This window comes from Streptococcus mitis (genome assembly GCF_002096855.1).
GTDB lineage: Bacteria > Bacillota > Bacilli > Lactobacillales > Streptococcaceae > Streptococcus > Streptococcus mitis_Y.
In genome coordinates this window covers 41,858-63,090 of sequence record NZ_NCVH01000029.1, presented here as the reverse complement: position 1 = coordinate 63,090, position 21,233 = coordinate 41,858, and the positions used below count along the sequence as shown (strand labels likewise).

At 40.5% G+C, this 21,233-nt stretch carries 22 protein-coding genes and 1 pseudogene; all 23 read right to left on the bottom strand.

The window, feature by feature from the left end; translation table 11 throughout:
• Positions 1–34 precede the first annotated feature (34 nt).
• Positions 35–205 (bottom strand): hypothetical protein, encoded by a 171-nt coding sequence (locus tag B7698_RS03650; RefSeq protein WP_000442260.1) that lies wholly within the window; start codon positions 203–205, stop codon positions 35–37.
• Positions 205–711, bottom strand: coding sequence for a dihydrofolate reductase (locus B7698_RS03645; protein ID WP_049487136.1), 507 nt, complete (start codon positions 709–711; stop codon positions 205–207). Before B7698_RS03645 ends, B7698_RS03650 begins: the two co-directional genes overlap by 1 nt.
• 130 nt (positions 712–841) lie before the next feature.
• Complete coding sequence (locus B7698_RS03640) at positions 842–1,360, bottom strand: Dps family protein (protein WP_084864670.1); 519 nt, start codon at positions 1,358–1,360, stop codon at positions 842–844.
• Between the two features lie 232 nt (positions 1,361–1,592).
• Positions 1,593–3,222: pseudogene (gene lytC, locus B7698_RS03635) on the bottom strand (choline binding-anchored murein hydrolase LytC).
• A 37-nt stretch (positions 3,223–3,259) separates the two neighbouring features.
• Positions 3,260–4,018 (bottom strand): triose-phosphate isomerase, encoded by a 759-nt coding sequence (tpiA, locus tag B7698_RS03630; protein WP_070535622.1) that lies wholly within the window; start codon positions 4,016–4,018, stop codon positions 3,260–3,262.
• Between the two features lie 97 nt (positions 4,019–4,115).
• Positions 4,116–4,793: a DnaD domain-containing protein gene (locus B7698_RS03625; RefSeq protein WP_084864668.1), complete on the bottom strand. Its 678-nt coding sequence runs from the start codon at positions 4,791–4,793 to the stop codon at positions 4,116–4,118.
• 8 nt (positions 4,794–4,801) lie between these two features.
• Positions 4,802–5,746 carry a homoserine O-acetyltransferase MetA gene (gene metA / locus B7698_RS03620; RefSeq protein WP_084864667.1) on the bottom strand — a complete coding sequence of 315 codons (945 nt, stop codon included), beginning with the start codon at positions 5,744–5,746 and terminating at the stop codon, positions 4,802–4,804.
• Positions 5,747–6,032: 286 nt separating this feature from the next.
• Complete coding sequence (locus B7698_RS03615) at positions 6,033–6,545, bottom strand: adenine phosphoribosyltransferase (RefSeq protein ID WP_001049318.1); 513 nt, start codon at positions 6,543–6,545, stop codon at positions 6,033–6,035.
• An 85-nt stretch (positions 6,546–6,630) separates the two neighbouring features.
• Positions 6,631–7,389 (bottom strand): class I SAM-dependent methyltransferase, encoded by a 759-nt coding sequence (locus tag B7698_RS03610; RefSeq protein WP_084864666.1) that lies wholly within the window; start codon positions 7,387–7,389, stop codon positions 6,631–6,633.
• Positions 7,390–7,876: 487 nt separating this feature from the next.
• On the bottom strand, positions 7,877–8,566 hold the full coding sequence (rplA, locus tag B7698_RS03605; RefSeq protein ID WP_001085684.1) for a 50S ribosomal protein L1: 690 nt from the start codon (positions 8,564–8,566) through the stop codon (positions 7,877–7,879).
• Positions 8,567–8,773: 207 nt separating this feature from the next.
• The gene (gene rplK, locus B7698_RS03600; RefSeq protein WP_001085807.1) at positions 8,774–9,199 is read right to left on the bottom strand and encodes a 50S ribosomal protein L11; all 426 of its coding nucleotides are present in this window, start codon (positions 9,197–9,199) and stop codon (positions 8,774–8,776) included.
• Positions 9,200–9,436: 237 nt separating this feature from the next.
• Positions 9,437–10,153 carry an LD-carboxypeptidase LdcB/DacB gene (gene ldcB, locus B7698_RS03590; RefSeq protein WP_084864665.1) on the bottom strand — a complete coding sequence of 239 codons (717 nt, stop codon included), beginning with the start codon at positions 10,151–10,153 and terminating at the stop codon, positions 9,437–9,439.
• A 2-nt stretch (positions 10,154–10,155) separates the two neighbouring features.
• Positions 10,156–10,626, bottom strand: a complete 471-nt coding sequence (locus B7698_RS03585) for an HIT family protein (protein WP_084864664.1) — start codon at positions 10,624–10,626, stop codon at positions 10,156–10,158.
• 1 nt (position 10,627) lies between these two features.
• The gene (locus B7698_RS03580; protein ID WP_084864663.1) at positions 10,628–11,665 is read right to left on the bottom strand and encodes a M42 family metallopeptidase; all 1,038 of its coding nucleotides are present in this window, start codon (positions 11,663–11,665) and stop codon (positions 10,628–10,630) included.
• A gap of 97 nt (positions 11,666–11,762) precedes the next feature.
• Positions 11,763–13,088 (bottom strand): branched-chain amino acid transport system II carrier protein, encoded by a 1,326-nt coding sequence (gene brnQ, locus B7698_RS03575; RefSeq protein ID WP_192855094.1) that lies wholly within the window; start codon positions 13,086–13,088, stop codon positions 11,763–11,765.
• A 171-nt stretch (positions 13,089–13,259) separates the two neighbouring features.
• On the bottom strand, positions 13,260–13,547 hold the full coding sequence (locus B7698_RS03570) for a rhodanese-like domain-containing protein (protein ID WP_084864661.1): 288 nt from the start codon (positions 13,545–13,547) through the stop codon (positions 13,260–13,262).
• A gap of 114 nt (positions 13,548–13,661) precedes the next feature.
• The gene (locus tag B7698_RS03560; RefSeq protein WP_084864732.1) at positions 13,662–14,240 is read right to left on the bottom strand and encodes a uracil-DNA glycosylase family protein; all 579 of its coding nucleotides are present in this window, start codon (positions 14,238–14,240) and stop codon (positions 13,662–13,664) included.
• 53 nt (positions 14,241–14,293) lie between these two features.
• Positions 14,294–15,694, bottom strand: coding sequence for a dipeptidase PepV (gene pepV / locus B7698_RS03555; protein ID WP_084864660.1), 1,401 nt, complete (start codon positions 15,692–15,694; stop codon positions 14,294–14,296).
• Between the two features lie 13 nt (positions 15,695–15,707).
• Positions 15,708–16,313 (bottom strand): nitroreductase family protein, encoded by a 606-nt coding sequence (locus B7698_RS03550; protein WP_084864659.1) that lies wholly within the window; start codon positions 16,311–16,313, stop codon positions 15,708–15,710.
• Between the two features lie 173 nt (positions 16,314–16,486).
• Entirely contained in the window at positions 16,487–17,341 is an 855-nt protein-coding gene (locus B7698_RS03545; RefSeq protein ID WP_084864658.1) for a metallophosphoesterase family protein, read from the bottom strand.
• A complete protein-coding gene (gene uvrC, locus B7698_RS03540) occupies positions 17,331–19,178 on the bottom strand; it encodes an excinuclease ABC subunit UvrC (protein WP_084864657.1) in 1,848 nt (615 codons plus the stop codon). Before uvrC ends, B7698_RS03545 begins: the two co-directional genes overlap by 11 nt.
• Positions 19,179–19,216: 38 nt before the next feature.
• Positions 19,217–19,918: a M57 family metalloprotease gene (locus B7698_RS03535; protein WP_084864656.1), complete on the bottom strand. Its 702-nt coding sequence runs from the start codon at positions 19,916–19,918 to the stop codon at positions 19,217–19,219.
• A gap of 78 nt (positions 19,919–19,996) precedes the next feature.
• Complete coding sequence (locus B7698_RS03530) at positions 19,997–21,229, bottom strand: aminoacyltransferase (RefSeq protein WP_084864655.1); 1,233 nt, start codon at positions 21,227–21,229, stop codon at positions 19,997–19,999.
• Positions 21,230–21,233 lie beyond the last annotated feature (4 nt).

Genomic DNA, 21,233 nt, shown 5'->3' with positions numbered 1-21,233 from the left:
TTTCCTTCCGTTCTATTCTATACTGTCATTCTATCTAAAATAAGGTCATGTAAAAAGCATGGATACTATTGACCAAATTGGTAAATGCATTTAACCAGAGCAGGACAGAAAGTCCATAGCGCTTTTTACGAAAAGCCTGTGCTCCTGCAAGCAAGCAGACCAAACACAGCATGGCTGTGAAAAAACCAAATATACTACGTTCCATTAGACTTCCTTTCTCTTGCGGTATTGGATGGTAAAATCATAAGGATTTTTCTCATCTTTGGTAAAGGATTTGCTTGAAACTGTCTCAAAAAGAGATAAGTCAAACTCCTCAGGGAAATAGGTATCTCCCTCCACCCGAGCATGGATTTGAGTGACAATTACTTCATCCAAATAGGGTTCAAAAGCCTGAAAAATCTGCTTTCCACCAATAATATAGAGATTCTTTTCTTGAGCCTGATACCAGTCCAAGACAGACTGGACATCATAAAAAGTAGTAACCCCATCTATCTTTTCTTCTGGATTACGAGTCAAAATCAAGGTCTCCCGTTTTGGAAGCAAGCGACGCCCCATCCCATCAAAGGTCACGCGCCCCATCAAGATAGCATGATTCAGAGTTGTTTCTTTGAAGTGTTGCAGTTCTGCTGGCAAATGCCAAGGCAGACGATTGTCCTTACCAATCACACCCTCTTCATCCTGGGCCCAAATAGCTACGATTTTCTTAGTCATGCTTCCATCCTTTTCACTGATAGTACTATTTTATCAAAAAACTCGAAAAAAGACTGGTTTGGAATAGCTTACAGAATAGAAAAAATCTGTAAGAAATTTCCTACAGATTTATATATGTTATTATTGTTTCTTACAAACCAGGTGCTTGTCCAAGTTCTGCGGCAAGCATCCAGATTGTTTTATCAGTTTCAGTTTTAGCATCTGAGAAGATACCGTTTGTCACATCATCACCCTCTTCATCAGTGACATCCAAACCTTTTTGGAAGAGTTCTGACAAGTAACGGTAGATAGCAAGCACACGTTCCAAGCTTTCTTCAACATTACGGTATTCACCAGCTTCTTCTTCGATTTCACTGTTTTGAAGAAATTCTGTCAAAGTAGAGAATGGGCTTCCCCCAAGTGTGATCAAACGCTCACTGATTTCATCCAATTGACCATCAAGAGCTTCCATATACTCATCCATTTTTGGATGCCACACAAGAAAACCACGGCCACGCATGTACCAGTGTACTTGGTGCAATGCCACATGGGCTACATACAAATCAGCAACAGCTTGGTTCAATACTTCCTTTGTTTTTGCCAATGCTACTGGCTCTGCTTTTGTCAATGATGTTACGTCTTTTACTGCTTCTTTTTTCAATTCTACCATTTTATTTTACCTCGTTTATTATTTTTTGTAACCACTTCTTAATGATTACTACCTTAGTATACTACTAAGGAAAACCAATAGCAAGCCAAATGACTCACATGAGAAAAGTTGCAATAGACTGATAATTTAAGAATTTTTTAGAATGAAACCCAGTCACTTTCAAACTCTCTTAACAGAGATAAAATAAAGAAAAGAGCATACAATTTGTACACTCTTTTCTCAGTTTTACATCTTAATACCAGACGCTAACATCCACACGTCCTCGAATCCCTTTAAGAGAGTCAGATGAAGTATATTGCCATCCTTTTTCTCCTGAATAATGAGGATTGTTCCAATCAAGCGCATCCGTATAAGCTGCAACCCAGTTTACATGTTGTAAAATATTTGGATGATTCAAACGAGTTTGCAAAAGTTGACGATAGCTATAAACTTTCACGTTTTGGTAACCAGCATGCTTCATGGTTTCCATATACTTATTGATAATTTTAACCCAAGTGTCTGTATCTGCTGGAGCTTTCTTAGATTTATTTTCATACTCCCAGTTTTCAACATCATAGTAGATTGGATAAGATAAGTTCATCTTGTATTTCTTCAAGAGTTCAATAGTCTGCTTAGCATCATTCTCAGCATCTGTTTCATTTTCTGCATAGGTATAAAGATAAACACCATAAGGAATACCTAGTCGATTAAATTCTTGAATATTATGTGCCAATTCCTTATCTTCTACACCGCTGTATCCTAAGCGCACAATAACACCATCAACTCCATTTTCCTGGATAACCTTTTTCCAATCACTAATGCGGCCATTATGCTCACTGACATCAATAACCTTCTTAGCACGGTCAGTTCCGACCTGTTCTTCACGATGGTTAAAGAAATAACGGTGTCCATTTCGATAAACCCAACCAACATTCAAGGCTTTCTTTTCTTTCAGTTCCCCTGAATCAGCAAAAGTATAGCGAGTATCATCCATGATTAACTCACCTGTTGCCATAGCACCACTTTCAGTAAGGTAGTAATTTCCATGCCACTCATCTTGAGCCATGTATCCCCACTTCTTGAAATAATACCACTTGACATCAATCTTTTGCCACTGTCCATTAGCATAAGAACCATCTGCCTTAAGGTAGAAATAAGAAGAATAAGCTGGGTCATAAAGCCATTCATTTTGCATCATGGCACCTTGACCATTCAAGAAATAATTTCCTTGCCACTGACTTTTAGCCATATAGCCCCATTTCTTAAAATAGTACCACTTGCCATTGATTTTCTGCCATTCTTGATTTGCATAAGAACCGTCTGCCTTGAGGTAGAACCAGCTATTATAATGATTATCGTAAACCCATTCATTTTTAGCCATGTAACCACCCGCTTTGAGGTAATAGTTTCCATGCCATTCTTTTTGGGCATAACGACCATCTACTTTCATATAGAACCAGCTATTATAGGTAGTATCGAAAATCCACTCGCTCTTAGCTTTTGAACCATCTGCTTTTACATAGAAGTCACCTTCCCAGTGTGCTGATGTTGAATTTGGCTTACTTTCTTCTTTATGACTACTAGCTCGCGTCTCTTTTACTTCTTCCTTTTTCTCAGTCTGCTGACTAGAAGAGAACTCTACTTTTTTCTCTTCTTTTTTTGTAATGGTCTCTTCTTTTTGACTTGTAGCCGTTTCTGATTTCTTTTCTTCTACCTTACTAGAAGAAGCTTGAACACTGCTTTTTTCTGAAGATGCTTTCACTTCAGCTTCATTTGCAGCCACTTGATTGACAACCAATCCAAGCAAAAAAGCGCTTGCTAATCCAATTTTTCCAATTTTTGTTTTCAATCTTTCCTCCCCTACAAAAAAATGGAACAGACATCTGAATGCTGTTCCACCTAGCTTTTGCTACTTACTAATTATTTTACAAAGTCAAGCAAAGCCAAGAAGCTCTCTGCTTCAAGTGACGCACCACCAACAAGGGCACCGTCAACGTCTGGGCAAGCCATGTATGAAGCAACGTTCTCAGGTTTAACTGAACCACCGTATTGAACACGAACTTTGTCCGCAACTTCTTGACCAAAGTCAGCAGCTACAACATCACGAACGACTTTACACATTTTTTGTGCATCGTCTTGTGAAGCTGATTTACCAGTACCGATAGCCCAGATTGGCTCGTAAGCAATAACTGATTCAGCAACTTGTTCAGCTGTCAATCCAGCCAATGCAGCAGAAACTTGAGCACCTACAAACTCAGCAGCTTTACCAGCTTCGTAAGTTTCAAGTGACTCACCACAACAGATGATTGGAAGCATACCGTTTGCAAAGATTGCTTTTGCTTTTTTGTTGATATCTTCGTCAGTTTCATGGAAGTAGTCACGACGTTCTGAGTGACCGATAACAACGTAGTCAGTACCGATTTCTTTCAAAACTTGTGGGCTAGTTTCACCAGTGAAAGCACCTGCATTTTCAAAGTAGCAGTTTTGAGCAGCAACTTTAAGGTTTGAACCTTTAGCAGCAGCAAGAACAGCTGTCAAATCAACTGCTGGAGCTGCGATACCTGCTTCAACAAGGTCTGATGAAGGAAGTTTTGATGCAACGGCTTCAACGAATGCTTTTGCTTCTTCTGGATTTTTGTTCATTTTCCAGTTACCAGCGATAAATGGTTTACGTGACATTTCACATACCTCTTTTTTCATTTTATTTTCTATTTATTTTATCACAATTAAACACAGCTTGCAAATCTTACTCGGATTTCAAGCCTGCTTGCATGGATTAATCCTTCCAAAGATCCATGGCATTTCTGAAATCTGCCGATACCTGTGTCAACTGAGGATTGCTTGCTTCTCTCTCTGCCCGCTTAGCCTCAATTTGAGCTACACTTTTGATCCCTTCATGGCGCCAATTTCTCAAAATCGCCTGGATGTACTTCCAGTTTGGTTTTCCATTCAAAACAGCTTCACGAAGAGCTTCCTTAATCAAGTCAGCACTGGTTCCATCTTCCTTTAGTGTCTTGGTCAAATCCTCAATCTCAAAAGGGGTCAACAGGCGTCCCAACTCCTGCTGGAAGGTTTCCACCAAATCCTTGAGCTGGTTTTGAGGTGTCAACTGATCTGAACTCGAATGAGCAGCTCCAAGTAAGTCATCCAAACGTTCCAAAGCTAAACTAGCATCAAAAAGCAATTCGATTTCACCATTTAATTCTATGGTTCGATACTGAAGCAGTCCCCTCTCCGTTAGATTGGAAATAGCCTGATTGACATCCGAAATTTCCTTGCCAATCCTGTCAGCAATCTGGCTTGGAGACATTTCATCTAAGCCTGTCGTATTTTGCAAATAGAAAAATTGCCAAACCAGAAAATCGTCGCTAGAAGGAAAGAGTTCCTTAAAATGCAAGAGCAGGGCACTCGGTAAAACCAAGTTCCCTGATTTAAAAGCGTCTAAATATGTCATAATTCCTCTTATAAATACCCAAATGCAGATGCATCATCTTCTATTTTTTTCCAGTCAAAAGGGGTTTCCTGATAGACCGCATAATTCACCCAGTTACTGAAAAAGAGGGCTGCTGATGAAGACCAACAAAGACAAGGTGTCTGGTTGACATCATCATCCTTAAAGTAATTTTCTGGAATATGTGGATCTAAACCTGCATCACGATCTCGGAAATATTCATTTGCCAAGGTATCACGGTCATATTCCAAATGCCCAAAACTATAAATTTCTCGTAAATCACGACTAGCCAAAATCGAAACGCCGACTTGTTCTCCCTCAGAGAGGATTTCCAGATTGGTTTTTCCTAATATCTCTTCCTTATAGATTTCTGTATAACGAGAATGGGGAGCTACATAGCTATCATCAAAACCACGAAAGAGAAGATGGCCCTCTTTCAAGGTATCCTGCGGGTAAATGCCTGACAATTTCTGCTCCATCTGGTGTTTATCAACTCCATAGCGAGCATAAAGACCTGCTTGGGCACCCCAGCAGATATGAAGGGTCGAATAGACATGGGTCTTGGACCACTCAAGCACCTGACTGAATTCCTCCCAATAGTCCACTTCCTCAAATGGTAAATGCTCAATCGGAGCCCCTGTGATAATCATCCCATCAAAATACTCGTCCTTGACTTCAGGAAAAGTTTTATAAAAAGTCTCCATATGCTCTGCACGAGTCGTCTTGGAACGGTGGCTCTCCATATAGAGAAAGTCTATGTCCAATTGCAAAGGAGTATTTGCTAAATGCCGTAACAACTGGGTCTCTGTGACCACTTTTTTGGGCATTAGGTTTAAAATCAAAATTTTCAAGGGACGGATATCTTGGTGGGCCGCACGTTGATCATCCATGACAAAGATATTCTCTGTCCGTAAAATCTCAACAGCTGGCAATTTTTTATCAATTCTAATCGGCATAACCTTCTCCTAACTGTACTTTTCAGGAATCATTGCATATGTTTGAAACTCTTCGAAAATCTCTTCAAACCGCGTCAACGTTGCCTTGCCGTACTCAAGTACAGCCTGCGACTAGTTTCCTAGTTTGCTCTTTGATTTTCATTGAGTATGAAACTAAATCTCAAACACTTAGTCCCTTTATTATACTGCAAGAAGATATAGTTTTCAATTATAGTTTTTCTCTAACTAGCTATAGTCTATTTTTATATCCTAATGTAGAGAAAACAGCCCTAGGGACTGTTTTTCATTAATAATGCATAAGAACCTTGTAATCGTAGTCACCGATTTTTTCACGGCCGTTCAATTCATCCAATTCAACAAGGAAGGCACAACCTGCTACAACACCACCAAGTTTTTCAATCATCTCGATAGTTGCCTTAACAGTTCCACCTGTTGCCAAGAGGTCATCTACAATAAGAACACGTTGACCTGGCTTGATGGCATCCGCGTGCATAGTCAAGGTATCAACACCGTACTCTTTTTCATAGTCAGCAGAAATGACTTCGCGTGGTAATTTTCCTGGTTTACGAACAGGTGCAAAACCAATTCCCAACTCAAAGGCAACTGGACAGCCCACGATAAAACCACGAGCCTCAGGTCCCACGATCATGTCAATTTTCTTGTCAGTAGCATACTGAACGATTTCACGAACAGCATAGCTATAAGCATTTCCGTCAGCCATCAAAGGACTGATATCACGGAAGGTAATTCCTTCCTTTGGATAATTTTCAATTGTTGCAATGTAATCTTTTAAATTCATCTTTTTCTTTCTTTCAAAGTTTTTACTCTCTATTATAGCATATTTTTTAAGAAAGAAAAAAGGAAAAGTTAACTTCAATAATTATCTAACGATTTGACGATTTATAACTAGCCATGGCAATAAAGCCCAGTTTCTGTTTATTCTTAGCAAACATTTTATACATAGTTAAAAACTGCTTTCTATTCTCCTTTTTACAAGCATTTACACAAATTTTCAAAGTTCCTAGCCAACCTTCGTCATAAATCATACCTGATAATTTCATTAATGTCATTTCACCAGTCAATACTTTCACATCACGATAACCTGATTCTATCATCACCTGTTCCCAACCATCTTGAGTTAAAGGACCTACATTTACATGAATTGCTTGTGACAATTCATGTCTGACAGACTCTTTAGCTTCCTTAAGAAGAACATCATGTGTCAAGAGAAGACCTTCAGATTTTAAACCCCTTAGATATTCCATTACACATTTTTTCTTAGCTTGATCGGCTTGCATAGTCAGCATAGCTTCGTTTATAACAATATCAAAACTAGCATCTCCATAAGGAAGTTTCATTGCATTTGCTCTTTCAAATCTGATCAAATGACTAACACCTGCCATTTCAGCAGATTTTTTAGCCACTTCTAAAGCTTGTCCATCCATATCAACAGCAGTTATCTTACAACCAAAACGCTGTGCCAACTCAATTGCTGTAGTTCCCCTATTACACGCAACCTCTAGTATTCTCTTTTCTTTTGAAAATCCTCCTTCTGCAATTAACCAATCTGTGGCACGTTTTCCACCTGGACGTAAGCGTTTTTTCCCCAGTTTTGCTAAAAACTTATGACCTGCTTCTGACATTTGAACACCTCTATTTTTTCTTTATTATAACATAAAATTATATTATCTGATAATTCTAATTTATTATTTGATGAACTATAATCAAACGCATACAGTCTGCCATGACTATAGCATAAATCTATTAATCACCTCTCTAGTTCGAATTTAATTGCTCACGTAGTTTACGCATATAGGTTACGACTACATATTTGTACTTTAGAGTTGCTAGCCTCCTTATCCGCTATATACGCTTTACTATCACGTGCCTATTCGTATAGCCAAGATTTCTCTATCTCTTTCTCTGCCGATTCTTATTTCCAGCGTCAGACTTAAACAGTCTATCCTAATGCCGCTCGATCAGCTACTCACAATAGTCAGGCTTGGGAATCACTTTTGGGTTTACTAGTATATGGTACCCACAGAGGACTTACACCTCAGATGAACGGAATGCCCGTCGCACCTAAAAAAACGAGTACTTTCGTACTCGTTCTCTGATATAAACTACTGATTAAAGTGAGTTTACGTCAACCTTGATACCAACACCTTGAGTAGTTGTGATAGTCAAATTTGTTACGTAAGTTCCTTTAGCTGTAGCTGGTTTTGCTTTTTGGATTGTTTCGTTGAAAGCTTTGAAGTTTTCAACCAATTTTTCAGCTTCAAATGATACTTTACCGATGATTGCTTGAACGTTACCTGCACGGTCAGCACGGTAAGTGATTTTACCACCTTTAGACTCTTCAACTGCTTTAGCAACATCCATTGTTACAGTACCAGTTTTAGGGTTTGGCATCAAGTTACGTGGTCCAAGGACACGTCCAAGACGTCCAACAAGAGCCATCATGTCAGGTGTAGCGATAACTACGTCGAAGTCCAACCAACCGTCGTTGATTTTAGCAACAAGGTCATCTTCACCAACAAAGTCTGCACCAGCAGCTTTTGCTTCTTCAGCTTTTGCACCACGTGCGAAAACAAGAACGCGTGAAGTTTTACCAGTACCGTTTGGCAATACCATTGCTCCACGGATTTGTTGGTCAGCTTTTTTAACGTCGATGTTCAAGTTGTAAGCAACTTCTACAGTTGCGTCAAATTTTGCAAAGTTAGTTTCTTTTGCAAGTGCTACAGCTTCTTCTACGCTGTATGCTTTTGTGCTGTCGATTTTCTCAAGAGCAACACGAAGTTGTTTGCTTTTTTTAGCCATTTTCTATTCTCCTTGTAAGTGGTTCAATCGATTTTCATCTCCCACGTCACTTCTCGAAATGATGAAGTCTTGCGGGTTTTCAGTCTATTATTTTTCTTTTCCTACTTCGTTAAGTTCCCTTGCTGTACCCAAGTACAAGCCTCAGTCACTTGCCTAGTATAAAAAGTAACTAATAGACTGCTGTGAGATTTTCTACTGTGTTATTGATTAGTCAACAACAGTGAATCCCATAGAACGAGCAGTACCTTCGATCATACGCATTGCAGACTCTACGTTTGCTGCGTTCAAATCTGGCATCTTAGTTTCTGCAATTTCTTGTACTTGTGCACGAGTAACTGTAGCAACTTTAGTTTTGTTAGGTGTACCTGATCCTTTTTCAACACCTGCAGCTTTTTTCAAAAGAACAGCAGCTGGTGGTGTTTTAGTGATGAAAGTAAATGATTTATCTTCGTAAACTGAGATAACAACTGGAATGATCATACCAGCTTGGTCAGCTGTACGAGCGTTGAACTCTTTTGTGAATCCCATGATGTTGATACCAGCTTGACCAAGAGCAGGTCCAACCGGTGGAGCTGGTGTAGCTTTACCAGCAGGGATTTGCAATTTTACAAGTTTTTCGACTTTTTTAGCCATTTTTAAATCCTCCTTTGTGGTTTTGGCGGTAATTAGAGATTTTTACCTCCCACAAGTATGCTTTACACATACTCATCTATTATACACTATTTATCTAGAATTGCAAGGGAAAAGTTTATTTTTTATACTCAATGAAAATCAAAGAGCAAACTAGGAAGCTAGCCGCAGGTTGCTCAAAACACTGTTTTGAGGTTGCAGATGGAAGCTGACGTGGTTTGAAGAGATTTTCGAAGAGTATTAATCGACGTAATCTCCGCCTTCAAATCCATAGTATTCTTCCAAACTGAGACCACTTGCAGCTATTTCTTTTGCTTCTTTTCCGACATAACGAAGGTGCCATTCTTCAGCCATATAGCCGGTTTCTTTTTCCTTACCCTTGAGATAACGGACAACAAAGCCATAATCAGCCGCATGGTCCAAGAGCCATTGAGCCGCTTTTTCTTCTGTTACCAAATCACCATTTGTCCCAATCACATCAAAGGCTAAACCTGTCTGGTGTTCGCTATAGCCAGGTCGAGCAGAATAACGGTCGGCAGCTTCTTTCCCATCTTGATTGACATAATCTTGATAGAGTTTGGTCTGAGTTTCATAACTTCTAAAGCCACTGTAATGATCACTGATTGGGAACCCTGCCTCTTGCATGGCTTTGATGAGCTTGACCAACTCAGCCTTGGCTGTTGGATTTTCCCCTGGATTGTAGTCTTTTGACAATGGATAGTGTTTGTTGGCTACGATGATTTCATCGTATTTTCCTTGGATGCTGTAGTAGTCTCCTTTGTTAACCACCTCTGCTTTTTTCTGGGCAGCTCCTTGAGATTTACTGCCGACTGTTCCATCAGCTTTGGCTGTTTGTTCTGTCTTAGCTGCTCCATCTTCATTTTTTGATTTTTCTTGTGAACAAGCTGCTAGACTCAAGGCTAGCAAGGCTGTCAAGACTAGGTATCTTTTTTTCATCTTTACTCCTTTATTTCTAATAGTTTATCTACTTCTGATGATAAACATTCGACTAATCTTTTAATCTCATCCGTTTTTGCTTGGTAGGGTTCTGCTGTCATTTCTTCAAAGGGGACCCACCATACTGGACCACGTCCATTGAGACCATAACCATTCATATCACCTCTTCGTCTAGGAAAAAGATGCCAATGGAGATGGGCATCGCCATTTCCTAGCAGTTCGATATTCATTTTCTCAGCAGCAAAGGCCTTGGCAACTGCCTCTTGGACTAAACTCATTTCTTCTAGAAAACGGAGTCTTGTCTCCTTTTTCAAATGGTGCAATTCGGTGACATGTTCCTTGGCTAGAAAGAGACTATAGCCTGCAAAATACTGGTGATCTCCAATCACAAGATAGCCTGTTTCCAACTCTTTAACAAAATAGGGATTTTCTCCCTTCTTGATGAGCTCAATTCTCTGGCAAATCAAACACATATTAGTCTACCAATGCGCTCTTAAGGTAAGTATCAACCATACGCTCCGTTGCAACCACCGAGTCAATATGAGTGCGCTCATAAGAATGGCTAGACTCGATACCAGCACCAAGAAGGGCATGTTTGACTTCTGCCCCTGCAGACATAGCCGCTGAAGCATCCGAACCATAAAACGGATAGATATCCAGCTTAAACGGAATATCTTGCTCTTTCGCCAAAGCAACCAAATGTTGACGGAAGTCATAGTGATAAGGACCTGAGGCATCCTTGACACAGATAGACACTGTGTACTCATCTGTCTGCTGGTCATCTCCCATAGCTCCCATATCCACAGCCAGATACTCTACTACCTGAGCAGGAATATTAGAATTAGCCCCATGCCCCACTTCTTCAAAGACTGAAAAAGCAAAATGGGTTGTTACAGGCAATTCAATCTTCTCTTCCTTATAAATGCGAAGGAGATTGAGCAAAATCGCCGCACTGACCTTGTCATCCAAGTGGCGAGACTTGATAAAACCTGTCTCTGTCACGACAGTTCGTGGGTCAAAGCTGATAAAATCACCGACTTCAATTCCCAAGGCACGAGTTTCTTTTTCATTGGTTACTTTGGCGTCCAAACGCACTTCCATGTTGTCCTGCGTACGTTCTGCAGTTCCTGCATCCTTGTAGACATGGCAAGAAGTTTGGTGGATAAGAATGGTTCCTGATATCTTTTGACCTGTGCTAGCTACGTGAACGGTACAGTTTTCTCCTTCAATCATGTTCCAAGGAAAACCACCGATACGGTCCAATTTGAGACGACCATCTGGTTTGACAGCACGGACAATAGCACCCAGCGTATCCACATGGGCAGTCACATAGCGATGCTCTTCATCATTTTGACCTTTGATAGTCACATTGACACCGCCCTTGGCGGTGCGAACTGGCTGGTAACCAAAACCTTCTAGAGTCTTGACTAAATAGTCCGAAATCTCACGAGTAAAGCCCGTTGGCGATGCAATAGCTGTCAGTTCTTTGATATATTCTACTGTTTGATTCATTTCTTCACCTCTTTTGCTACCTATTATAACACATTTATCATCGGATAAAAAAAGAAAATCACTCCTGTAGCCTTGACTACAAAAGTGATTTTAATAATTATTCCATTTCAAAAACATCGCTTTCTTGCTTGTTTGGTAGAACCAATGAGAGCAAGATTCCAACAATGGCTGGCACCAACCATGGAAGAGATGCCTTTGCAAAAGGAAGAGCATTGACAAGATTTGCAAGAAACTCAACTTTAAATGAGCTTCCTAGTACGCTTGCAATGGCAATAGCTGTAACCACAGCAATTGTCAACTGCATACCTGGTTTTGAAAGGGCAACAAATTTGTTGACAATGACAATCATAACGATGGCAATGGTGATTGGGTACAAGATAACCAGTACAGGGATTGAGTACTTGATAATCGCATCAAGACCCAAATTAGCAATGGCAAATCCAATCAAGGTAAAGGCTGTCGCATAAACCTTGTAGCTGATTTGCGAGAAGCGCTCATTAAAGAACTCAGCTGTTGACACAATCAAACCAACTGTTGTTGTGAAGCAGGTTACGGTAACCATAGCTGCAAGGAAGAGTTGAGCTGTTGAGCCAAAGATTTCTTGAGTGGCTTGTGACAAGATGTAAACACCTGGTGTTCCACCTTTCATCGCTTCAGCTGGTACTGGAAAATGATTTCCAAGGAAACCTAAACCGATATAAAGAGCACTGAAGGCAAGGGCAACAACGATACCAACCACCCAAATAGTTGAAATGTATTCTTTCTTACTTGAAAATCCAAGTTGTTTCAAGGTTTGAACTGCGATTACGCTAAAGGCAACTGAAGCAAGGGCGTCCAAGGTATTGTATCCTTCTAGGAAGCCTGTCCCAAAGGCAGAAGCTTGATAAGCAGCTGAAGCAGCTTGAGGACTTGTTCCACCGTATTTGATAGCTCCTAGGACAACCAAGATAACAATCAAAATCGCAAAGACTGGTGTTAAAATACGGCCGATACGGTCTAAAATTTTTGATGGATTGAGCGAAATTAGATACGCTGCTGCAAAGTAAAGAACCGTAAAGACAATCAAGCCAAGTCCTTTATTTGCATCCGACAAAAGAGGCTTAATCCCTACTTCGTAAGCTGTTGTAGCAGTACGTGGGATAGCAAAGAATGGACCGATTGACAAATAAAGAACTGAGAGGTAAAGAGTTGCAAACCAAGGCGCTATCTTTGTAGAAATCTCGTAGATATATCCTTTAGGATTTAGCGTTCCAATAATAAGAGTCAAGACGGCGATACCGACGCCTGAAAAGACAAAACCTGCGATAGCAGGAAGAAAATGTTCTCCAGATAGAGCACCCAGAGAAGGCGGAAAAATCAAGTTCCCCGCACCAAAAAATATTCCAAACAGGAGTAAACCTGTTAAGGCACCTTTTTTAGCCATGAAAATCTCCTTCATATTTATAAAATACTGACCTAGTATATCATGAATAGGAGTATGAAAAAAGCTTCACGAAGTAAATATTGAATGTTTTCAAGATTCTTAAAAATAAGAATTGTCTAAAAATAAAATTCTCCTACCGAGAACACACTAAGTAGGAGAAAATTCTACTGTTTAAAGTTCTTCAAAGGCCATCATGCCACCTTGTACATTGATAACCTCATAACCTTGCTCAGCTAAAAATTGACAAGCACGCGCTGATCTCATTCCAGATTTACAAATAACATAATGTAACTGATCCCTGTCCAATTGATCATAAGTATCAGCTAATTGACTAAGTGGCAGGTTGTGGGCGCCTTCTAAATGAAGTGCTTCAAACTCATCCACTTCTCTCACGTCCACTAAAGAAAGTTGGTCGTTTTGGTAAAGCTGGTAAAATGCGTCAAAGGTTATTTCTTTCATTCTTTTTCTCCTAATACTCTTCGAAAATCAAATTCAAACCACGTCAGCGTCGCCTTACCGTACTCAAGTACAGCCTGCGGCTAGCTTCCTAGTTTGCTCTTTGATTTTCATTGACTATAAAATGGTTTTAATTCTTTTTTTCAAATCTGGCATCACTTCTGACTCAAACCAAGGATTCTTAGCCATCCAAATTTGATTACGAGGAGAAGGGTGAACTAGAGGAAAATAGGTTGGTAAGTAGTTCTGGTAATGTTTTACCCGTTCTGTCACCTTGCCACTAACTTTCTCATGTAAATAATAGGCTTGGGCATATTGCCCAATCAAGAGAGTTAATTGGATATTGGGCAATTCTTGCAAGAGTTGTGGGTGCCATTTTTCGGCAAAGCCTTTACGGGGGGGAAGGTCGCCCGATTTTCCATGTCCTGGGAAATAAAAGTCCATGGGAATAACTGCAAACAAGCCCGAATTGTAAAAGGTATCTTCATCTACACCTAGCCACTCACGCAAGCGATCGCCGCTCTTATCCTTCCAATAAATCCCAGCTTCTTGCGTTTTAAACCCCGGAGCTTGACCGACAATATTGATGCGGGCAGTTTTTGGCGCCGCAAAGAGAGGTTCGATTCCGCGTTCTGTATAGCTGATATTCTGTGGATCCGCCATAATGGCTTGCTTGATTCTTTCGATTTGAGACATCTGTTTTCCCTCCAAAAAGAAGTCCAAGCATAACATCTCAGACTTCTATCGTTTTATTTGATCAATTCATAGATAGCCTCAGCATAGATTGCTGCTGCTCGGAAGAGATCGTCCAAGGCGATAAATTCATTGGCTTGATGCATGGTATCGATTGAGTCTGGGAACATAGCACCGTAGGCAACCCCACGTTCCAGCAAGCGACCAAAGGTACCACCACCGATGACTTGCTCGTGACCTTGGAGACCAGTTTGTTTTTCATAGACATTCAACAAGGTTTGCACAAGCGGATCTTCCATTGGCACATAGTGAGGGGTATGACCATGTTCTGATAGACTGACAGAAGCAACTGGCAAATTTTCTAGGATTGACTTGATTTGTTCTGGACTTGTTCCTTTTGGATAGCGGATGTTAAGGGCAATGGTATTATCAGTGCTTGTTTCGTCAAAGCGGAAGACACCGGCATTCATAGAAAGAGCACCCATCTTTTCATCCACATGAGCAATTTTGAGATTTTCACCCTCATGGTCGTTCAAAAGAATCTTACCAGCGATATCAAGGTAATCTTTTGCAGGTCCTGCAAAGTCAAACTGGCTAAGGAAGAGGGCAAGATAAGTCGCACCATTGACACCTGAAGCAGGCATAGCACCGTGGGCTGATTTACCAATGATCGTCACCTTATATTGACCGTTTTCTTCTTGGAGTTCTCCTCTAAGTTTGTGTTCTGCAACAAAGGCATCTAGTTTAGCTTGCAAGTCAGTCAAATCGCCTGAAACAATCGCTGTTGCTGATTCTGGTACCATGTTTTCACGCAAACCACCTGTGAAGCTGTGAAGACGGGCTACACCTGTATTTTCACCTGCAAAGTGGAGGTATTCCGTGATATTTCCTTTTTCACCATTAATGATTGGGAATTCTGCATCTGGTGAGAAACCGAAGTCTGGTTTTGCAAGTCCAACATTTTCAAAATAGTAGTCCATATCTGCCCAGCCTGATTCTTCATCAGTTCCAACAATGAAGCGGACTTTCTTAGATGTTGGAAGACCTAATTCTTTGATGATTTTCAAACCATAGTAACAAGCTGTTGTAGGTCCCTTATCATCAGAAGCTCCACGTGCATAGAGGCGACCATCTTTGATAGTTGGTGTGTATGGATCTGTGTCCCAACCACTACCAGCAGGCACCACGTCCATGTGGGCAAAGATTCCGAGAACTTCTTCTCCATCACCAAATTCAAAATGTCCTGCGTAGTTGTCAACATTTTTAGTTGGATAGCCATCACGATCTGCTATTTCAAGGAATTTTTCCAAGGCTTTTACTGGACCAGGTCCAAATGGATGATCAGCATCCGCCTTGCTGTCATCACGTTCTGAGTTAATTTCCAAAAGGCTAAACAAGTCAGCCAAGAGGTCTTCTTTGCGTTTTTCTACTTCTGCTGTAAAATCAATTGCTGTCATCTTTTTCTTCCTTCTATCTTTTCTCGATGATTTCATCTACTGGCAAGCGGTAGCTTGGTTCCAATTTTTCGTCTGTGTAACCCACTGTAATCAAGAGTTCTGGGCGGAAACGGTCTTCGATGTTCAAAACCTCATTGGCTTTTGATTTATCAAAACCAAGGATAATGTTTGAACCAATTCCCTGGTCAGTCAGTGCAAGAACCAAGTTCATAGCTACTAGTCCTGCATTAAGAGCCAAGTAGTCGCTGACTTGTTGTTCATTGTAACGCGCAAACTCGGCAGGCAAATTTTTCATAAAGTATTGAAGTTGCTCTTCTGAGAAATTGTTAGCACCACCAACTCGGGCAATCTTACGAGCACGTTTAGCCAAATCTGTGTCTGTAAACAAGACAATAGTTACAGGCGCTGATGATACCTGTTCAAAGTTTGAACCGTAAGCCAATTTTGCTAGTTCGGCATTTTTCTCACGAACGACTACAAACTTCCATGGCTGGCTGTTATGGGCACTTGGGGCTAAGGTTGCGATTTCAATAGCCGTACGTACATCTTTGGGATCCACCGGCTTATCAGTGAAATGTTTGGTTGCATGACGTTTTTTATTTAATTCAAGAAATTTCATAATCGATTTCCTTTTCTAATTCTACTGCTTCCATTTTACCATATTTTGAAAGAGCTTGCAGGGATTTTTCATAGAAATAAACTGGAACAAGGATAAGCAACCGAATGAAGAAAACCATTTAAAGCAGGAATCCCCTCATCCAGTTCCAATTAATTTTCAGCTGCTTAAAGAAACTAGTCCATCTTATATTCTGACTTTATAATCTCCAAGAAATCTTTCACATCCTCTACATACCCATGCTTTTCTATTAAGCTGGCTAAGAGTTCCAGATTGTGTCCCTGATAGTTATCTTCACGACGTAATTCTTCATACATTTCTATAAATGGAAGCCCCTTGGACTTGGCCAATTCTAACTCAGCCTCGTAATCATAAGCAACTTTACGAAATTGTATATTGACCAATTCCCCATCTTCAACCTCTATCACGGCATACTGGGCACGGTGATTTTTTAACGCCTCCCAATTAAAATAGGGCATGCCAATCGACCCTGGATTGATGATTTGTTGCCCTTGACTGCCATAACGAAGCAACTGCTTGTGAACATGACCATAGACTGCCACGTCAACTTCATCATCTAGGAGTTGGTCAAATTTCTCTGTATCATTCTCAACTAGCAAGTCACCACCATAGTTCTTATTTGGCAAATTATGAGAGATAGAAAAGCGCAATCCGTCAATTTCTTTCTTTTCCAGCAAAGGCAAGCTTCGTAGCCAGACAATCGTTGCAGGATCCATTCGCTCCATCAAAAACTGGGTCATGCGCATTGACTGGATTTCTTTCGGATGTTCCAAACCATATTCGCCATCCAAGGCCTCAAGGACACGATCATCCCAATTACCTCGAACACTGGCTGTGATAGGAAGGTCCTTTAGCAGGGCGACTAAGTCATTTGCGCCTGGACCAGGAAGAAAAATATCTCCCAGAAGCCAGTATTCACTGACTCCTTGATTTTTAGCATCTGCAATCACTGCTTCTAAAGCCGTCGCATTTCCATGAATATCTGATAAAATTGCGATTTTATGTTTCATTGTGGTTTCCTTCCGTTTGGTAATCTACTCTTTCTTCTGCCACTTGAGGCAAGGTTTCTGTTTCATGCGGGTTCAACTTGTTTTGCACAGCTTCTGCGACTGCTCTTGGTACCCCAACTTCGACAATCTCATCCACACTGGCTTTCTTGATTTTAGTCAAAGACTTGAAATGCTTCATGAGATTTTGCTTGCGTTTAGGTCCCAAACCGTCAATTCCATCCAGTTGTGATGAAAAAGAATTTTTGGAGCGCAGTTGACGGTGGAACGTAATAGCAAAGCGGTGGACCTCATCTTGGATACGTTGGAGCAGGAAAAATTCCTGAGAATTGCGAGATAACTCCACCACCTCAAGCGGATCTCCAAAGAGCAATTCATGGGTTTGGTGTTTGTCATTCTTTTGCAGACCTGCAATGGGGATATCCAAGCCCAGTTCCTCTTGGATGACTTGCTTGGCGATATTGACTTGACCTTGTCCCCCATCAATGACAATCAAATCTGGAGGAGTCAAACCGTCACGCTGTACTCGACCATAGCGCCTGCGAATGACTTCTCTCATACTCGCATAGTCGTCTGGCCCGACTACGGTTTTTATCTTGTACTTACGGTAATCCTTCTTACTCGGTTTGCCGTTGACAAAGACCACCATAGCTGAAACAGGACTGGTCCCCATGATGTTGGAGTTATCGAAGGACTCAATGCGAACTGGAGTTGGGATTTGAAGCAAGCGTCCTAGATTTTCAATAGCCCCTTGTGTCTTTTCGACAGATTTCTCTAGCAGGTTAAATTTCTGCTCTAGGCTAACTCGAGCATTCTTTATAGCTAGATTGACCAGTTGTTTTTTCTCTCCACGCTGAGGTTTGAGAATCTTAGTATCCACTAAGGCCTTGACGGCTTCTTCGTCAATATCCTGCGGAATCAGCACCTCATTAGGAACTAGGTGAGATTTTTCTTGATAGAATTGTCCCACATAGGTCAAGAAATCCTCATCCGGATCATTATAATAAGGGAAAAGATTGACATCGCGCTCAATAAGCTTGCCCTGACGAACAAAGAAAACCTGAACACACATCCATCCCTTATCGACATAGTAGCCAAAGACATCCCGATTTTGGAGATCCTTAGCCATGACCCGTTGCTTGGTTCGAAGTGTTCCAATGGCCTGAATCAGGTCACGGTATTCCGCCGCACGTTCAAATTCCATACTTTGGACTGCCTTTGCCATCTTACCCTTTAGGGCATCAATGATTTTGTCATCCTGCCCTTTTAGGAAATCAGAAACCTCCTGAGCCATAGACCTGAAATAAGCCTCATCCTTCTTACAGATAGTGTGGGCCATGCATTGGCCGATATGGTAGTAAAAACAGACCTTAGACGGTGGATTGGTACACTTGCGAAAAGGAAAAATCCGATCCAGCAACCGCTTGATTTCATTGGCTGCCCCCACATCGGGATAAGGTCCAAAATAAAGACCTCCGTCCTTTTTGACCTGACGGGTGATAATCAAACGAGGATAGCGTTCATTGGTAATCTTGATGAAAGGATAGGACTTATCATCCTTGAGCATGATATTGTACTTAGGCTTGTTTTCCTTGATCAGATTGATTTCTAGGAGAAGTGCCTCAATATTAGACTCCGTAACGATAAATTCAAAATCTACAATTTCAGACACCAAGGCCTCTGTTTTGGTATCATGACTTCCGCGGAAATAAGACCTCACGCGGTTACGCAGATTTTTAGCCTTTCCTACATAGATAATGGTGCCGTTTTTATCCTTGTGAATGTAGCAACCAGGGCTGGTCGGCAAGAGCTCTAGTTTTGATTTAATCAAGTTGTTCATAATTCCATTATAGCAAAAAAGTAGGGAAAGATTGTTCCCTACTCACTAGTCTCATATAATTTTCGAAGTCTTTCAACATCCTCTTTCTGGATACCATAAAAGGAACCTGCTGGTTGCATGACAGACTTTTCATCTGTATGGTCCAAGCCAATCGCATGCCCCAACTCATGTTCTGCCGTATGGACAATGCGCTCATATGAATAGCCATAGTTAGGATTGGACAGATAATAGTGATTCAACCGCACCGTTACGGATAAAAATTGCCCTGTTAAGAGATTGGTCTGACTTTCTGCCTCTCCTGCCACAGGAGTACCTCCGTCATTCATCTCAGTAGCCAAGATATCCGCCGTGCTGGCCTCAGTCACCAGTTCAAACTTAAAAGCACCAGTTTGATTCCAATTCTGGATTGCTTCTACATAAGCCTCTTGAAAGCGTGAATCCATCTGGGGATCTAGGTAAATACGAGCAGAAGCCTGCGGCCACCTTCCTTCAGAGTGTTGATGGCTATCTGTCTGGCTCAACTTAGGCAGTTGCCCTGTTTTTTCCCATTGGTCGATACTTTGTTGACCAATCTTTACTGACCGCTCTGCTTGCTTCAGCGCTCCTTGAAAATCCCCGTTCAGATACCAGAGAAGTCCGAAAGCAAGCGCACATAAGAGCACAACTATCCAAACCAGGCGCCAAAACAAACGCCACACAAAAGAAAAGAAAGCCCCTATCAAACGAAAAATCCAGCGCATGTCCCTCCACCTTTCTAGCAAATAAAGACTATTTTACTAAAACAAGCTGAAAGAAAACTAAAGACCGATTTTCTTATCTTAGCGTCCTAATATTTTTTTAAGTAACTGAATAGCTTTATATTTTATGGGAGATGGATAATAACGGAAAGTTCCTGCTTTACGTACAATATAACCATTAAAATTTTGTTTAAAACGTAAAACACCATCACTACCATCAAAAATCCCTTGAATCCCTAGAAAGTTGTATTTAGGGATCCCACGTTTTATGCTTTCCAACATAACATATTTCTGAAGCAAAGCTGGTGCATAAAATTTATTAAACTCAGTATAGGAACCACTAAAAAGATAGGTCGTTTCTTGAGGCATATAAATAAATAAACTACCTGCTAAGACAAGATCTTTCTCTCCATATTTTTTAATCAACTCTCGTGCTTCTGCTTTTCGAACTTCAAAGCTTTCATACTGCCTAGCCAACTCTTTGTGTTCTTTTTTCTTTTGTGCAGAATCTGGATATTGTTCTAATAAGAGTAATGAGGTAGCTATTTTTTCAGATAATTCTTTTTGCTTATGTATTAAATTTTGTATATATTCTCCTAAATTTAGAATAGCAATTACAAACTCGGCTTTTTCTCCAAAAGAGTCATAAAAATGCTCATAATATTCTAAACTTTTATCACTATATTCTCGACGTTCAGAGGTTGTTTTTGTTATATCTTTAAAAATTGAAAGTTCTTCACGATTTAATTTTTTCAACTGAATACCAAATGTATCAGCCTTTTTCACCAAAGCTTTCCCCTTTTTACTAAAACTGTTAAGCAAGGTCTTTTCAGTTAGCTCATTCAAATCTTTACAATATAACCAATCCGGTTCTCCACCTGGGTAACCTGTTTTTAAACCATCAAATTGATAACCCAAATCAGTCAAACCTTGAATAATACTTTTTTTCTCAGCATCTATTGGATTACCATCACTATCAAAAGTTTGGTAAGTTTCATAAGGTTTTACAATTAGCTCTAATGCACCATTCTGCTTAGCATATTCTTTTAACTCCGCATAAAAAACTGGCAGGGATTCTTTTCTCGTATAAATAGGCCCCGAATTGAGCTCCATATGCAAACCACCTAACATAGGTAAGCTATAAACCAGAGCTGCAACTTGAATCTCTCCTTCTTGTTTCAAAGCAAGGTAAACAATTCGAGCCCCTCTTTTTTCTAATAAGTCCCCCATCTGGACAGATTGCATAAAAGAACGAGAAGAAACCTGATCAGAATAAGTACGAAACTCTTCTTTCGTGAGTGTAGTTAGTGCCATATAC

Excerpts from the sequence above, each read along its gene's own strand:
- B7698_RS03545 (WP_084864658.1), bottom strand. The coding sequence starts at position 17,341 with ATGAAACATAAAATCGCAATTTTATCAGATATTCATGGAAATGCGACG.
- B7698_RS03625 (WP_084864668.1), bottom strand. The coding sequence starts at position 4,793 with ATGACATATTTAGACGCTTTTAAATCAGGGAACTTGGTTTTACCGAGT.
- uvrC (WP_084864657.1), bottom strand. The coding sequence starts at position 19,178 with ATGAACAACTTGATTAAATCAAAACTAGAGCTCTTGCCGACCAGCCCT.
- tpiA (WP_070535622.1), bottom strand. The coding sequence starts at position 4,018 with ATGTCACGTAAACCATTTATCGCTGGTAACTGGAAAATGAACAAAAAT.
- ldcB (WP_084864665.1), bottom strand. The coding sequence starts at position 10,153 with ATGAAAAAAAGATACCTAGTCTTGACAGCCTTGCTAGCCTTGAGTCTA.
- metA (WP_084864667.1), bottom strand. The coding sequence starts at position 5,746 with ATGCCGATTAGAATTGATAAAAAATTGCCAGCTGTTGAGATTTTACGG.
- B7698_RS03560 (WP_084864732.1), bottom strand. The coding sequence starts at position 14,240 with ATGTCTCAAATCGAAAGAATCAAGCAAGCCATTATGGCGGATCCACAG.
- pepV (WP_084864660.1), bottom strand. The coding sequence starts at position 15,694 with ATGACAGCAATTGATTTTACAGCAGAAGTAGAAAAACGCAAAGAAGAC.
- B7698_RS03570 (WP_084864661.1), bottom strand. The coding sequence starts at position 13,547 with ATGAAAGAAATAACCTTTGACGCATTTTACCAGCTTTACCAAAACGAC.
- rplA (WP_001085684.1), bottom strand. The coding sequence starts at position 8,566 with ATGGCTAAAAAAAGCAAACAACTTCGTGTTGCTCTTGAGAAAATCGAC.
- B7698_RS03640 (WP_084864670.1), bottom strand. The coding sequence starts at position 1,360 with ATGGTAGAATTGAAAAAAGAAGCAGTAAAAGACGTAACATCATTGACA.
- B7698_RS03585 (WP_084864664.1), bottom strand. The coding sequence starts at position 10,626 with ATGTGTTTGATTTGCCAGAGAATTGAGCTCATCAAGAAGGGAGAAAAT.
- B7698_RS03645 (WP_049487136.1), bottom strand. The coding sequence starts at position 711 with ATGACTAAGAAAATCGTAGCTATTTGGGCCCAGGATGAAGAGGGTGTG.
- brnQ (WP_192855094.1), bottom strand. The coding sequence starts at position 13,088 with ATGGCTAAAAAAGGTGCCTTAACAGGTTTACTCCTGTTTGGAATATTT.
- B7698_RS03615 (WP_001049318.1), bottom strand. The coding sequence starts at position 6,545 with ATGAATTTAAAAGATTACATTGCAACAATTGAAAATTATCCAAAGGAA.
- B7698_RS03530 (WP_084864655.1), bottom strand. The coding sequence starts at position 21,229 with ATGGCACTAACTACACTCACGAAAGAAGAGTTTCGTACTTATTCTGAT.
- B7698_RS03580 (WP_084864663.1), bottom strand. The coding sequence starts at position 11,665 with ATGAATCAAACAGTAGAATATATCAAAGAACTGACAGCTATTGCATCG.
- B7698_RS03610 (WP_084864666.1), bottom strand. The coding sequence starts at position 7,389 with ATGTCAGAAGCAGGTCATAAGTTTTTAGCAAAACTGGGGAAAAAACGC.
- B7698_RS03550 (WP_084864659.1), bottom strand. The coding sequence starts at position 16,313 with ATGAAATTTCTTGAATTAAATAAAAAACGTCATGCAACCAAACATTTC.
- B7698_RS03535 (WP_084864656.1), bottom strand. The coding sequence starts at position 19,918 with ATGCGCTGGATTTTTCGTTTGATAGGGGCTTTCTTTTCTTTTGTGTGG.
- rplK (WP_001085807.1), bottom strand. The coding sequence starts at position 9,199 with ATGGCTAAAAAAGTCGAAAAACTTGTAAAATTGCAAATCCCTGCTGGT.
- B7698_RS03650 (WP_000442260.1), bottom strand. The coding sequence starts at position 205 with ATGGAACGTAGTATATTTGGTTTTTTCACAGCCATGCTGTGTTTGGTC.